We start from the raw sequence: 13757 nt of genomic DNA on the forward strand, positions 1-13757 counted from the left end.
CATCGAGGGGAATCGACAAGCGCGGGGAGTCCATGTATCCCGACGCTGAGGCTTCACATACAGCGCGGGACTTATAGCTCCCCCAACCCCTCAATAGTTAACCTGTGTCAGACCCTGTTTGCTGCCAACATGGCCGAGATTGGTCTGGCCACCTGGAACGATCGGGTACTGGCTGCCATGCTGATCATCTATTGGGGCGATCTCGCCACCTACCTGTATGGAGGCCGCAGCCCTGAGCAGCCGCAGGTGATGAGCAGTTACGGATTGCACTGGGCCGCCATGCAACGCGCCAAAGCCAGACACTGCACCGAGTATGATTTCTATGGCTATACCACCGATCCACAGCACAGCTATGCTCGCTTCTCCCAATTCAAACGTCAATTCGGCGGCACCCCCAACACCACGATCGGTGCCCACGACTACTTCTTCTACAATCGCCTTGCTGATACCTTGATCACCCTCTTCAAACGCCTCCACCCCCCTCCTGACCCACCCACTTCCCCACCTTCCCATGACCCCTCCCCTCCTGCTCCGCATTGCTTTAATTGCTGCCGAACTGCTCCTGGGATTCGGAATTTTCTGGCTGGGACAATTCTGCTATCAACGTCTGTTTCGTCGCCTGGATTTGAACGTGGAATTGTTTGTGCGCGATAATCCTGCCGTTGCGATCGCGCTGGTTGGCTATGACCTGGGCGTTGTCATTGCCCTCTCTGGTGTATTGGATAAGCTGGCAGACACCTGGCAAGAGCAAGTGACCAATTTGTTGCTTTATGGAGTCAGCGCGATCGGCTTAATGCTGGCTGGGGCCTGGATAGGCGATCGGTTCATTCTGCAGCGCTGTGACACGGCACGGGAAGTCCAGGAGGAGCAAAATCTGGGTGCTGCGGCGGCTGAAGCAGGATTGCACATTGGCAATGGACTGATTTTAAGTGCGGCGTTGGGCGGTAACAGCGGCACCTGGTTGGTGGGGGTGATCTGTTGGGTGATTGGATTGGCCGTGCTGGTTTTAGTCAGTACCATCCATCCTAAAATCACCCACTACGACGTATTTAGCGAAATCTGCAAACGCAACAATCCGGCAGCTGGAGTAGCTCTGGCAGGCTTGTTGATTGGCACAGGAAACGTGGTGCGGGTGGCCTTTACGCCAGAGTTTCGCAGTTGGGGTGAGAGTTTGCCGGAGTATGCCATCCTGCTGGGCATCAGTCTGATCGCGCTGGCCGCTATCCGGTGGATTGCCGATCTGGTACTGGTTCCGGGAGTAAAAATTTCCGATGAAATTGTCAATCAGACGGTGCCTAATGTAGGAGCAGGGCTGATCGAGGCCTTTGCCTATATTGCTGGCTCTTTCCTGATTGCCTGGAGTCTTTAAGCACAAATAGCAGGGAAAAGAGCTATTTTAAGGCAATAACAATGGAACTGTTGCCTATTAGACTCAATCATCAGGAGGATGGGCAAAGTCTGGCGTGCCCATGCAAAGCAGCCAGAATGATAGGATGGAACGTTGCCCTTTGCCCATCCGACGTTTTTTCCAATTTGCAAGAAGTCTAATGCATCTGTTTCATCAAATACTTCAAGTCTTCAATGAAGTGAGTGAAAAATCCAACTTCATCTACCTGCAAGGCAACCCAGGCATTTGCATCTGTTTTAGCCAGGGGGCGATCGTCAATTAGCGTTTGTCCACGCGTCCATTTACCCTGGGTTTCCACTCTCACTCTGGCCCGTCGTAAGGTCAGGGTTTCTGGATAGAACAAGTAGCCCAGCGTCACCGCATCATGAACCAAAAAGCCAGGCACGCGGTTGGTTTCTCGATAGCGCAATGCGGTACCAATCATAAACTCACACAACTGCATGACAAAGTTAGGCAGAGCACCTGTTGGCACCCTCTGGATGATTGTTTGAGCCATCCTACGGGTAAAAATCAGGCGTGATGTAACATCCAGGGGCATCACAACCAGATCTTTGCGACTATCAAGCACAACTTGAGCCGCTTCCGGATTAAACCAGATATTGAATTCTGCCTGAGAGCCAACATTTCCCCGGTAGTAAAAGGTTCCCCCCATGATCACGATTTCCTTGGCCTTTCGCAAAATCCCAGGGCTTTTCTGTTCAGCCGCTGCCAGATTGGTTAACGGGGCGATCGCGACCAGGGTAACTTCTCCCGGTGCTGCCGTCAGGCAATCGATCAGAATATCGTCGGCTTGACGGGCCATTGCATACTCACGGCTAGAGGGTGGCAACGTAGTCGATAATTCCCCCATACCATCAGTTCCGTGAATGTGAGAGGCATCTTCCGCGGTAGCCTGTTTCAGCGGTACACCTCGCCCCACTTCAATACCAGCAAAGCCCGTTAAGTCGAGAAGCTGGCTGGCGCTGACAAAGGTTCGATGAGCCGCGACATTACCATCAGTCGTGGTGATGGCCACCAATTCTGCTAATCCCTGGCGCACCAGACTCAGCACCCACAAGAGGGCAAAAATATCATCACCACCCGGATCCGTATCCAGAATAATTTTGGTGGGGGAAGTTGGAGTCATCATAAGCCCAGGAGTCTAGCTCCTTGATAAAACAGAAAACTCGTTATCCAGGCTAAGGCGATCGACCAGGCAACAGCTAAGGCTGCAAACTTCGCACTTTTAGACTCAGTTTTCAAAACCGCGACTGTGGATAAGCAGGGGACATATAGCAGGGTAAATAGCATGAAACTATAAGCCTGTACCCAATCAATTTGATGGGCGATCGTGCTGCCCAAACTGGCATCCGTTGAGGTACCATAGATAACCGCTAATCCGCCCAGCACAATTTCCTTCGCAATAAAGCCAAAAATCAGGGCGATCGCCAGCTGAGACGTGATTCCCAGAGGCGCTAACAGCGGCTGCATTGCCTGTCCAATCATACCAGAGAAAGTTTCAGCACTAGCAGGTGGCACACCGGGCGGCAGATTATTTAAGAGCCAGACAATCACGACTCCAGCGATAATAAAGCGATTTGACCAGCGAAGAAAATGCTTGACTTCAGACCAGGAGCGGATCAGTATTTGCTTCACCGTAGGAAATCGATAAGGAGGCAATTCTAAAATGAGCGGGTCTTTATTAGGAAAATGGCCTTTGAATAAGAGTGCTGTAATTAAAGCCGCTGCAAAACTAAACAAATACAAACTGAACAACACCAGAGGAGCAACCTGGGGTGTGAACAGAGCGGTAGTCATGAAAATGAACACATTTAACCGGGCAGAACATAGCGAAAAGGGAATCACCAGCATCGAGAGCATGCGCAATCCTGGCGATCGCATCACCCGGGTTCCCATAATCGCAGGCACATTACAGCCAAACCCCATCAGCGACATGACAAAGGAACGCCCATCCAGTCCCAACCGTTCCATCAAAGCGTCCATCAAAAAGGCAGACCGGGCCAGATAACCGCTGTCTTCTACGATCGCCATGCAAAAGAAAAACAGCAGAATGACTGGAATAAAGGCCGCAACTGTGCTAATCCCATCATAAAGTCCGTCGATGAGAAATCCTTTCAGGAAAGGGGGCAGGTTGGCCAGAGCAGGTTCCAGAGCCACCGTTTTGAACCAATCCAGACCGTTACTGAGTACCTCTTGTAAGGGTGTACCCAGGGCATAGACGACCTGAAACATCAGGTACATAGCGGCAAAGAATAGGGGCAAGCCCAGAACGGGGTGCAGCAAGACCCGATCGAGGCGAGTTGTCAGCACATCCTGCTGCTGGTCAGCAACATGAACAGCAGCGTGCAAAATGGTGTCTAACTCCGATATTAATTGAGCATTAGATGGCAGGCGATCAGTCAGGTCTGGCACACAGATCGGCTGCGTTTGGTGCTGCAGGCTTTGGGTAATCGCCTCAACTGCCGCCTCGTACCCGCCACCATACTTCGCACTCATCGGGATGACAGGCATTTGCAAATGTTGAGCAATCTTATCCGCCTCTACCTTTACCCCAAACTTCGGCGCTTCATCGGCCATATTCAGCAACAACACGGCTGGCAATTGCAGGTGTTTAATTTGCAACGCCAGACTGAGTTGGCGATCAAGTTGGGCGGTATTCAGAATAATGATCACTAAGTGGAGGGGGGTTGACTCCAGAAAAGTTTGCACCACGATCTCATCTTGAGAAAAGCCGCGTAGATCGTAGATTCCCGGTAAATCAATCACTTCGGTAGGAATACCTGCCAGGGTGAGATTAGCCATCATCAAATCCACAGTAATTCCTGCCCAGTTGCCTATACTGGCGGTTGCTCCCGTAAAGCGATTAAAAAATGTGGACTTACCCGTGTTGGGCATTCCTAAGACAGCTATGCGTTTCACCGTTATTCTCCAACCGCTAAAGGCGCGATCGCAATGCTCTGAGCATCTTGCCGTCGCATCATCACCTCCGTGGTTCCTACCCGCACATGCACCGGGCCTGATAACCACGATCGGCGCAACATCTGCACCTGTCGCCCCTGCCGAAAGCCCAATGCCAGCAGTCGCTGGTGCAAACCGAGGGATGTATCAAGGCTGGTAATGATGCCGGTGTGTCCGGGTTTTAGGGCAGCAAGGTGGTTGATCCTAGACATCAGGAATGAATCTCTCTGGAAGGGACAGAAAATAAACGGCTATCCTTACACCCCTCCGCGATCGCGGAGAGGCGGCAAGGGGGGGCAGGCGACTATTGAGAAAAACCCTCAATAACCATTTAAATCGTCACATAAGTGCCGGATCGTGTCAATTAATCCGAGATTAATTCCACATTACTCAAAGTTGCTAAATATTGCCTTTTGTATAAGAAGTTTTTCCATAAAAGGTTTAGCTGGTTGGGAGCATGTCACTTTTTTGAGAGAAAAAGTGACATGCTCTCGCCTCAATTCTGTGCTGGTGCTCTAGCGTTTGCGTTGTCACATCTTTTACCTCTACAAAGGCTTGAGTCTTTTTACTTGCGGGTACTACAGCGTTTTTCGGTCGAGTGCAGTACATTTTCAGCCCTCAAATTCCTGACGGTTGGGAGGTGAGCATACATCATCGGTTCAGGAACCGCTATACAAACCGTCCTGCAGCGACATTTGATGGCAAATCCCTTACTGTTAAGGAATAATGCCTTAGATCGGTTTATCTTGGTAGTTCGGGTAAGATCTAGCCAGAAAAGCCTAAAGCTGCTTTCTCTGCATTCGTTTTGCCTGATCGTGGTGCTATGACTCCTGAAACAACTTCTACTGTCTTGCTGCAAGCTCAGCCAATGCTGGAAGTTCTGGAGCGACCGTTGCCGTTAGAAATTTCTCAGGGGAATGGTACCACGAATGATTCTCAAGCCGTTGCAGATTGCATCCAGTGGTTAAGTTTTCATCGCTTCTGGGGGCAACTTTCAACTCAAGTGTTAACGGCAATCGCTCAATCCTTCTACTGCTTTCAAGTAGCCCCTCAAACGCTGATTTACCAGGAAGGACACACTCCCATTGGAATGTACTTGATCAAATGGGGCACGGTTGAAATTTTCCGTTCATCCCCGATTGGTAAATCGCTCATTCGTTATCGCAATGCAGGCGATTTATTTGGCTATACACTAATTGCCAATGCGGTTGAAGCAGCAGTGTATCAGACCAGTGCGATCGCCCTTACGGCTTGTGAAATCTGGTTTCTTCCACAGGCCGCATTTCAAGCTTTAATGGTCGAATATTCGGCAATCCAACAGGTGTTCCAGACTCTCCTGGCTCAGGATCTGCATGAATATGCGGCTCGCATTGCCTGGGAACAGATGCGGATTCAAGGCTTACAACCTTATATCCATCCAGTTCCCAAGGAAACCAACATTCTGGGCAGTAGTAAGGCCGCACAAAAGCTAGCAGAACAGATTCATCAGGCCAGTACAAGCCTGGCCCCTGTAGTTTTTCAGGCCCAGACAGGAACAGGCAAAACCTTTCTGGCAGGGTTGATCCATGCCAGATCCGGCTTGGCAACTCAACCGTTTGCTGAAATGGACTGTGCGAGTCTGCCTCGCGCTGAAGAGGGTCAGTTGAATACAGATGCTTTGTTTGGCCGAAGTGGTCAGCACCTTGGCATTCTGGAACTGATGGAGCGAGGAACCCTGTTGCTGGAGAATGTCCAGTTATTGAGTCAGGACGATCGCGATCGCTTAAGTCACTATCTCAAAACCGGATTAGTTCTCCCCAACCATGGCGTTGCCAACAAACCCAATCTCACCCCTGAACCGCCCCAACCAATTCAATCCTGGGTGCGTCTGATTCTGGCATCGCCAAACAAACTGGAATGGCCGGATGTTAACGTAATTCCCATCAAACTGTTTACCCTACCCCAGCGCAAAGCCGATATTCCGGACCTTGCCCGGTATTTTCTCAATCAGTTTTGTCGAGAACAGAATCGTCCCCTGTTACACCTAGATCAATCGGATCTCCGCCGCCTGCTTAGCTACGACTATCCTGGCAATCTGGCAGAACTGGCAGAAATTTTGCACCGCGCCGTGATCATGACCCCTCCTGGACATGCAATTATCCCGGAGCAGGCATTATGGTCCGTGCAATCCAATAAGAATGCCTTTCGACTGGATTTGCTGACTCATATCCCGTGGCTAAGACGAGTCTTATTAAGTCGCTGGTATCCAGAGGGCATCTGGATAGTGATGATGGCTATTTTTGTCCCTGCAGCGGTACTGGGCTTTATCGGGCCACAGGATCGGAACAGCAGTGTCACGTTGAACTTATTTTGGGCCTGGTGGTGGCCTGGTTATTTGTTTTTGTTCGCTTTTGTGGGGCGGCTCTGGTGTGCAGTCTGTCCATTTATGATTACTGGAGAGTGGCTGCGGCGAGTCTCGCTCTGGTTGTTTCCCCGCCAGCAACTCTCCTGGAATACTCATTGGCTGAACCGTTGGGGAGCCTGGATTTTGTTTGGAGGTTTCATTGCCATTTACCTCTGGGAGCAACTCTGGGACTTGCCGCACCATGCCTATCTTTCTGCCTGGTTACTATTGACCATTACAGCTGGAGCCGTCATTTTTAGCCTGATCTATGAACGGCGGTTGTGGTGTCGCTATCTTTGTCCGATCGGGGGCATGAATGGCATGTTTGCCAAGCTATCAATGATTGAGTTGCGATCGACCCAACAGGTGTGTGCCAGTCAGTGCAGCACTTTCGGTTGCTACAAGGGGAGTGATGCAACACCCGTCACCTTTGCCGATGCCTTACCGACCGAAGGACAGGCAACAGGGGGATGCCCACTCTATTCCCATCCAGCCCAGTTTCAGGACAACCGGGACTGTATGCTGTGCATGACCTGTTTGAAAGCCTGCCCCAATCGTTCCGCCCAGTTAAATCTCCGATTTCCAGCCTCCGATCTGCTCGATCATCATCGCGGGTTTTGGGCCGAGGCGGCACTGTTGCTGCTCTTGTTCGGGGGAGTATTTATGCATCATGGCCACACCATTCTGGAATGGTTGGGATGGGGGTCGCTTCCCATTGATGCCGATCATTTACTCATTAGCATTCCGATCGCGTTTGCCCTCTTAAGTATTCCAGCCGTAGTAACTTATGGGACTCATGCGATTGCCCGTCTCCTCGATCCACAGCAACCCACCTATCTCACGGTTATCTATGCCTATCTGCCCTTAACGCTGGCTGCCAATCTAGCCCACTATATTCCGGCGGCCATGACCGAAGCAGGTCAAATTCTCCCTATCTTTGCACGCTCGCTTGGTTATAGTGGTGCCGGATTACCGACGCTGACCTGGAGTATGGATGTCGCACAGTTCCTGCAAGGGGTAACATTGCTTTCTGTCCTGGTTTTTAGTCCCTATCCGTTACTGCGAATTACCCAACGCTCCTGGCTCAGCAATCTTCCCCATCTGTTGCTGATGATGGGATTTACTATTTTCTTTTTCAGGCTGATGGTTTAACGGTTTACTCAAGGATCAGGTCATACCCAAGAAATCGTTTGAAGACAAATACCCCAATATTACCATTGCAGGCATGAAAGGATTGCAGAGCGCTCGCTCTCCCGCACATTGCCTCTAAACAAAATAAAATCCAAAATCCTCACCTCCCAATCCTCAAATTAACCGTGTAGGGGCGCGGCATTCGGCAACTGTTTTTGACAATTTCTCACGGTGTTCTGCCCGAATGCCACGCCCGGTTCGGATTGGTGGTAGAGATTGGGCGTGGCATTGGGATGAAACACCAGTCGAATGGTCTGCATCCTGGCCCAATGCTGCGCCCCTACGGGATCATCTTTCTACAACCAAATCGATCGTCAACGGAAGGATTGTAATGCCCAACATTCAGATTGCAGGCCGATCACTTTTGAATGCATCCCATCCACATTGGATTGCGATCGCCAACAAAAGGATTGTGCTGCCTGACATTCAGATTGTGGGACGATCGCGTTTGAATGCATCCCCTCTACATTGGATTGCGATCGGCCACAGAAGGACTGTGATGCTTTACATTCAAATTGCAGAGCGATCGCTTTTGAAAACATTGCGTCTACATTGAATGACAATCAATGGAAAAGGCACTGTTAGTTGAAGTGTTCAAGTGCCCAAAAGAATACCAAAAATTTTACCGCCGTAAATAAAAACGAAAGCGAAAACGGTAACTTGATGAAGATCAATCCCACCGCGACGAGCCAACATATGCAACTTAACCAAATTAGAATTTAAAGTGTATTAGTTCTTTGTTTCTCAATTTCTTGCTGTTGCGATGCTCCGTTAGCCTTTTGCTGGGTTGTTACTTGCGTTTGGGTTTCTGCAATGTCTGTATCTCTCAGCCCCAATCTTTGTTGAAGTTGCCGGATTTTCTGTTGAGATACCACTCGCGCTTGAATTTCTGCAACGTCTGCATCTCTCAGCCCCAATCTTTGTTGAAGTTGTTGGAGGCTACGAACATAGACATCTGATAAACCAAGCTGTGTTAAACGGATAAATTCTTGTTCATAAAATACCAACCCCTGCTGGTAGTCTGCTTCTTGGTGTTGCTTCTGCTGCTCAGCTTCCCCTTGCTGTTTTGTTCCGTTTCTTGCTGCTGTTGCCGTTGCTTGGCTTTCTGTTGCTGTCGTTGCTGTTCGATCGCTGCTTGTTGCTACCTCTCTGCTTCTGCCTGTTGCTTCAACTTCTCCGCTTCCTTTTGAGCCAGAATTGGTTGCTCAATGGATGACAGTTCTGCCTCACTCAGTTGCAACCGTTGCTGTAATTGTTGCAACTCATTCCGGGTCACCTCCCTCAAAGGAAATTCTTGCTCCACCACTGCAGAAAACGCCTGTTGATACTCTACGAGATGCTATTGGTGCTGCTGTGCCGCTTTCTGGGTCATCTCAGTCGCGATCTCTGCTGTAATCGGTGCCACATCCTCATCCCGTAGTCCCAGCACATCCTGAAAATGCTGCAGATCGCTATGGGTTTGGTCGCTGAAGGGATACTCCACCTCCACCGATGCCATGATCGCTTCCCGATAGCGCTGCAAATTGTCCAGATGTTCCCAGTAGAGCCGCAGCAAGTCCGCTTCAATTTGCTCTGCTTCCTCGGCGGACAACCCCAATCGATCGCGTAAGGTATCCAGCAGAATCCGTCCGATCGCCGAAATCTCCCCTCGACTGGCATAGCGATCGGCTTCCTGACGGTATCGCAATTTTGGATCTCCGATACGGGCACGAGTCAAGCGGATTTTGTAGCCTTCCTTGACGGCATAGATTTCCGGTTTCATGGCTGGAGCCGTTTCCTGCACTTTGCTCCTGGCATAGTCGTGCAATTCCTCCACCTCAATCCAGCCATCATGATTCAGATCTGCCGCTCCCGTTTCCAAGCGCTCTGTTCTTCAAAGGAATACTAGGTCCAAGTGGACGAGGTTAACACGGCCCGTCCTTCACCCCCCAATTGCACCGCGATATCGACCGTGCCACTATCTTTTGCTCCCATCCCAGCAGCAAACGCCCCACTGAAGCAACAATCGAGAATTATCACCTGACGCTTACAGCGGCTGTTATTCATCATTTCCTGCACAAAGCCCGATTCCATCGCTGTTGCCCGTCGCAGTTCACCATTAGCAGCCTTGCGGGTATCTCGCGTGGCGAAATAAAGCCTTCCCTGATCATCTTTAATCCCATGCCCGGAAAAAAGAGGAGCACCAGATCCTTTCTGGAGCATCCCGTAAACAGGGCTTCAATTTCCACCCGCATAGTTTGCAGATCCGGATCCCATCGCCCCTGGAGTAAAATTAAGTTTGCATCATGGCGATCGCACTGACGAATGACAGCATGCCTATTCACAATGACATTACCGAAATCATTGGTCATACACCGCTGGTGAAACTCCAGCGTTTACCCCAGCAATTCGGCTGTGTTGCCGAGATTGTGCTGAAGTTGGAGGGCATGAATCCGGCAAAGTCGGTGAAAGATCGGATTGCCATCAGCATGATGCTGGAAGCAGAACGGATAGGGCTAATTCAACCTGGGGTGTCTACGCTTGTAGAAGCGACCTCTGGAAATACGGGGATTGGACTGGCAATGGCCTGTGCAGCCAAAGGTTATCGTCTAATTTTGACCATGCCTGAACACATGAGTCAGGAGCGATGGCAAATTGTGCAGGCGTATGGAGCAGAGGTAATCTTGACTCCGGCTGTAGCCGATATGCAGGGAGCGATCGCCCGCGCCAATCAACTCGTTACAACCATCCCCAATGCTTTCTCACCTCACCAATTCAGCAATCCTGCTAATCCCAAAATTCACTACGATACCACAGGCCCCGAAATCTGGCAGGACACCGATGGCGACATTGCCGCCTTAATCGTCGGTGTTGGGACAGGTGGCACTCTCACTGGAGCCGGACGCTATCTGAAACAGCAAAATCCCAATCTGCAAATCATTGCCGTTGAACCCGCAAACAGTGCGGTGCTGAGTGGTAAACCAGCAGGTGAACACAATTTACAGGGGATTGGTGCCGGGTTTATTCCCGATGTTTTGCGAGTCGATTTAATCGATGAAATTGTTACTGTCACCGAAGCACAGGCTTACGAGTTGGGACGACAATTAGCCCAAGTTGAAGGCATCTTGAGCGGCATTTCAACGGGGGCAGCGGTTTATGCTGGGTTACAAGTTGGCCAGCGATCGCACCACCGGAACCAACGGATTGTGATCATCCAACCCAGTTCAGGAGAACGCTATCTCAGCACAGCCATGTGGAATGAGGGCTGCACAACAACGCAACGATGAGTGAAAACCCACACAGCAAAAGCGCCCGTTAACGGGCGCAATTCATCTAGCATTGATGAGAGCAGCAACAGTGGAAAGACAATCCAAATTAACTGGCCAAACTAACTGGAAAGTGTGGGTGCTACCAGAGCGATCGGTTGTGCTTCACCGGAAGCCAAATCTAAGGGGAAGTTATGCGCATTCCGCTCATGAATTACTTCAATCCCTAAATTCGCTCGGTTCAGCACATCTGCCCAGGTCGGGACAGGTCTACCTTGATGATCCAGAATCGATTCATTGAAGTTAAACCCATTCAGGTTAAACGACATGGTGCTAATACCCAAAGATGCAAACCAGATTCCGATCACAGGCCAAGCTGCCAGCACAAAGTGGAGCGATCTCGAGTTATTGAAACTGACGTTCTGCCAGAATACCCGACCGAGATAACCGTGAGCGGCAATAATGTTGTATGTTTCTTCTTCCTGGCCAAACTTATAGCCTGCGTTGATTGATTCTTCTTCGGTGGTTTCCCGCACAATACTGGACATCACCATTGAGCCATGCATGGCCGAGAATAAGGCACCCCCAAACACCCCTATCACACCCAGCATGTGGAAGGGATGCATCAACACATTGTGCTCTGCCGTAAACACAATCATGAAGTTGAACGTCCCGGAAATACCTAGCATCAACCCGTCGGAAAAACTGCCCTGGCCAATGGGATAGATTAGCAACACAGCCGTTGCTGCTGAAGCCGGAGCAGAGAACGCCACTGGAATCCAGGGACGCATCCCCAAGCGATAGCTCAGTTCCCATTGCCGCCCCATGTAAGCGTAGACCGCAATCAGGAAGTGGAAAATAATCATCTCATAGGGACCGCCGTTGTAGAGCCACTCGTCCAGAGAGGCGGCTTCCCAGATGGGGTAAAAGTGCAGTCCGATCGCATTGGAAGTCGGGACAACCGTTGCTGTTATCAGATTATTGCCGTAAAGCAAGGAACCACTGACTGGTTCACGGATGCCATCAATATCCACTGGGGGAGCGGCGATAAAGGCCAGGGTAAAGACGATCGCAGCAACCAGGGCCGTTGGAATCAGCAACACCCCAAACCAACCAATGTAGAGTCGATTCTCGGTACTGGTAATCCAGCTACAAAACCGATCCCATAAATTGCCGCGATTGCGGTGCTCTAAAGTCGTAGTCATAGTAGCGATGAAATTATTTTGGATGAAATGCAAGGTTTCTTGCAGACTTATTTATAACTCTATAGTTATATGACTGTCAATAGTTTATAGTGAACCTATCGAATCTTGGGCAGAGGATCCTTTGTCGGCTACGGCGAGAGTGATGGCTCTCTGGAGTATGCTCCATCAAAGACTACTTTTGGTTCAAACAAAGCATTTTGCTCTCCCTGTCTGACGCTCAACAACACACAATTAGCCAAAGGGATGGTTGCCCTAGCAATCATGGTTAATATCGTGGAACTAGGTTGCACAGTAATTTTGCCAATGGTTTACATGACTACCTTAGTCAATTACTGTGAGATTGATTCTGCCAGTAGTCCTATATTTTGTTACATCACTTGGACAGCGCTTTACAGCATAGTTTATGTTATTCTTCTGTTTCTGATTTTATTTGTTCCGCTGTTTCTGATTTTATTGAATTTTATCTATTCATTTCAGGCCGTTCGCTTTACAGAAACCCAGGGTAGAAGACTCAAACTGTTAGGAGGAGTGTTCATGCCCGTATTTGATTTAGTCATGATCTTGCAACCCAACTTATTAATGCTACGTTAATGATTAGTTTAACCATATCAATTATTATGAACTGATTTTATTGCCTTCGATGAACTGATCTACGATCGAAATGAGAGACTGTTTCATCTGTCAAACCGCACTCCTGGTGGAAGAAAGGGTAGAATGAAAGATTTACAATTCTTCCTGATGTTCCTGGGTATGCTCATTTAGTGGTGAAGTAATTGACATTTATCAGGTGACAGTCAGGCGGGGACGGGGATATGGATTGCATTTACTCCTGAGAACAAGTGATCAGACAATCAATGTGCATTTAGGTCCAACACGCTATCTCGACAACGAAGATTTCAGGATTGAACGAGGCAGTTCTGTAGATGTTAAAGGCGAATGGGTTCCGACAGATGGATTACCCGCTATGACGGCCTTTGAGGTCAAACAAGGGGATGATGTGCTGATACTACGAGATGAGGATGGTGCTCCCCTGTAGAGAGAACAACGATCAACAAAGTCTCTGCAAGGGCTGAGTTGAGCCGAACAGGAGAAGCCCCCGGACAGATAATACCCATTTAAACCTTGTCCAAGTCCAGAACCGTAGTTTCTCTGATCGGAAAACTCCAGTTCTCGAGCTGGACTTGGTTTAAACGGCTTTTAGACAGATCGATGGGTTGGTAGAGGCAGGTTTCGCCGTTAAATTAACATCGAAGCAAATGTCTATCAGTTATCAGATTATTTGTCTATCAGTTATCAGATTATTATAGAAAAACATAGGGGGCAGCTAAAATGTTTCTCTACGCCTGGACAAGGAACTGAATTTGTGA

The 13757-nt window shown here is 49.5% G+C and carries 15 protein-coding genes; 7 read left to right on the top strand and 8 right to left on the bottom strand.

Features of this window, described 5'->3' with window-relative positions; all coding sequences use genetic code 11:
* Together ACUVQO_RS18835 and ACUVQO_RS18840 are read left to right on the top strand one after the other, a co-directional pair.
* Positions 1–654: lipid II:glycine glycyltransferase FemX (locus ACUVQO_RS18835; RefSeq protein ID WP_445927371.1), on the top strand; the 654-nt coding region annotated here is incomplete at its 5' end.
* A complete protein-coding gene (locus ACUVQO_RS18840; RefSeq protein WP_445927386.1) occupies positions 584–1369 on the top strand; it encodes a DUF350 domain-containing protein in 786 nt (261 codons plus the stop codon). The genes ACUVQO_RS18835 and ACUVQO_RS18840, both read left to right, overlap by 71 nt.
* 175 nt (positions 1370–1544) lie before the next feature.
* On the opposite strand, the gene ACUVQO_RS18845 is transcribed toward ACUVQO_RS18840, so the two are convergent.
* Genes ACUVQO_RS18845 through ACUVQO_RS18855 form a run of 3 tightly spaced genes read right to left on the bottom strand, consistent with a single transcriptional unit; the run spans position 1545 to position 4578 of the window.
* A complete protein-coding gene (locus ACUVQO_RS18845) occupies positions 1545–2537 on the bottom strand; it encodes a nucleoside hydrolase (protein WP_445927372.1) in 993 nt (330 codons plus the stop codon).
* The gene (feoB, locus tag ACUVQO_RS18850) at positions 2534–4327 is read right to left on the bottom strand and encodes a ferrous iron transport protein B (RefSeq protein ID WP_445927373.1); all 1794 of its coding nucleotides are present in this window, start codon (positions 4325–4327) and stop codon (positions 2534–2536) included. Before feoB ends, ACUVQO_RS18845 begins: the two co-directional genes overlap by 4 nt.
* Positions 4328–4329: 2 nt before the next feature.
* On the bottom strand, positions 4330–4578 hold the full coding sequence (locus tag ACUVQO_RS18855) for a FeoA family protein (RefSeq protein WP_445927374.1): 249 nt from the start codon (positions 4576–4578) through the stop codon (positions 4330–4332).
* A gap of 611 nt (positions 4579–5189) precedes the next feature.
* On the opposite strand from ACUVQO_RS18855, the gene ACUVQO_RS18860 reads away from it, so the two are divergent.
* The 3 genes from ACUVQO_RS18860 to ACUVQO_RS18870 all read left to right on the top strand — a co-directional run bounded on the left by ACUVQO_RS18860 (position 5190) and on the right by ACUVQO_RS18870 (position 8496).
* Positions 5190–7901, top strand: coding sequence for a cyclic nucleotide-binding domain-containing protein (locus tag ACUVQO_RS18860; RefSeq protein ID WP_445927375.1), 2712 nt, complete (start codon positions 5190–5192; stop codon positions 7899–7901).
* A gap of 194 nt (positions 7902–8095) precedes the next feature.
* Positions 8096–8272 carry a hypothetical protein gene (locus tag ACUVQO_RS18865; RefSeq protein WP_445927376.1) on the top strand — a complete coding sequence of 59 codons (177 nt, stop codon included), beginning with the start codon at positions 8096–8098 and terminating at the stop codon, positions 8270–8272.
* Positions 8272–8496, top strand: a complete 225-nt coding sequence (locus ACUVQO_RS18870; RefSeq protein ID WP_445927377.1) for a hypothetical protein — start codon at positions 8272–8274, stop codon at positions 8494–8496. The genes ACUVQO_RS18865 and ACUVQO_RS18870 overlap by 1 nt, the downstream gene beginning before the upstream one ends.
* A 163-nt stretch (positions 8497–8659) precedes the next feature.
* On the opposite strand, the gene ACUVQO_RS18875 is transcribed toward ACUVQO_RS18870, so the two are convergent.
* From ACUVQO_RS18875 to ACUVQO_RS18890, 4 genes are all read right to left on the bottom strand, one after another.
* Positions 8660–8947 carry a hypothetical protein gene (locus ACUVQO_RS18875; protein WP_445927378.1) on the bottom strand — a complete coding sequence of 96 codons (288 nt, stop codon included), beginning with the start codon at positions 8945–8947 and terminating at the stop codon, positions 8660–8662.
* 134 nt (positions 8948–9081) lie between these two features.
* The gene (locus tag ACUVQO_RS18880) at positions 9082–9246 is read right to left on the bottom strand and encodes a hypothetical protein (RefSeq protein WP_445927379.1); all 165 of its coding nucleotides are present in this window, start codon (positions 9244–9246) and stop codon (positions 9082–9084) included.
* Positions 9247–9279: 33 nt separating this feature from the next.
* On the bottom strand, positions 9280–9801 hold the full coding sequence (locus ACUVQO_RS18885; protein WP_445927380.1) for a hypothetical protein: 522 nt from the start codon (positions 9799–9801) through the stop codon (positions 9280–9282).
* A 23-nt stretch (positions 9802–9824) separates the two neighbouring features.
* Positions 9825–10142, bottom strand: coding sequence for a hypothetical protein (locus tag ACUVQO_RS18890; protein ID WP_445927381.1), 318 nt, complete (start codon positions 10140–10142; stop codon positions 9825–9827).
* A gap of 83 nt (positions 10143–10225) precedes the next feature.
* On the opposite strand from ACUVQO_RS18890, the gene cysK reads away from it, so the two are divergent.
* Positions 10226–11206: a cysteine synthase A gene (gene cysK, locus ACUVQO_RS18895; protein ID WP_445927382.1), complete on the top strand. Its 981-nt coding sequence runs from the start codon at positions 10226–10228 to the stop codon at positions 11204–11206.
* Positions 11207–11307: 101 nt separating this feature from the next.
* Here the strand turns inward: cysK and psbA are convergent, their stop codons facing one another.
* Positions 11308–12390: a photosystem II q(b) protein gene (gene psbA / locus ACUVQO_RS18900; protein ID WP_445927383.1), complete on the bottom strand. Its 1083-nt coding sequence runs from the start codon at positions 12388–12390 to the stop codon at positions 11308–11310.
* A gap of 787 nt (positions 12391–13177) precedes the next feature.
* Between psbA and ACUVQO_RS18905 the strand changes: the two genes are divergently transcribed.
* Positions 13178–13426, top strand: a complete 249-nt coding sequence (locus tag ACUVQO_RS18905; RefSeq protein ID WP_445927384.1) for a hypothetical protein — start codon at positions 13178–13180, stop codon at positions 13424–13426.
* Positions 13427–13757: the final 331 nt, after the last annotated feature.

The organism is Leptodesmis sp. (assembly GCF_052746595.1).

Excerpts from the sequence above, each read along its gene's own strand:
- ACUVQO_RS18845 (WP_445927372.1), bottom strand. The coding sequence starts at position 2,537 with ATGATGACTCCAACTTCCCCCACCAAAATTATTCTGGATACGGATCCG.
- cysK (WP_445927382.1), top strand. The coding sequence starts at position 10,226 with ATGGCGATCGCACTGACGAATGACAGCATGCCTATTCACAATGACATT.
- ACUVQO_RS18890 (WP_445927381.1), bottom strand. The coding sequence starts at position 10,142 with ATGCTCCAGAAAGGATCTGGTGCTCCTCTTTTTTCCGGGCATGGGATT.
- ACUVQO_RS18870 (WP_445927377.1), top strand. The coding sequence starts at position 8,272 with ATGCCCAACATTCAGATTGCAGGCCGATCACTTTTGAATGCATCCCAT.
- ACUVQO_RS18855 (WP_445927374.1), bottom strand. The coding sequence starts at position 4,578 with ATGTCTAGGATCAACCACCTTGCTGCCCTAAAACCCGGACACACCGGC.
- psbA (WP_445927383.1), bottom strand. The coding sequence starts at position 12,390 with ATGACTACGACTTTAGAGCACCGCAATCGCGGCAATTTATGGGATCGG.
- ACUVQO_RS18860 (WP_445927375.1), top strand. The coding sequence starts at position 5,190 with ATGACTCCTGAAACAACTTCTACTGTCTTGCTGCAAGCTCAGCCAATG.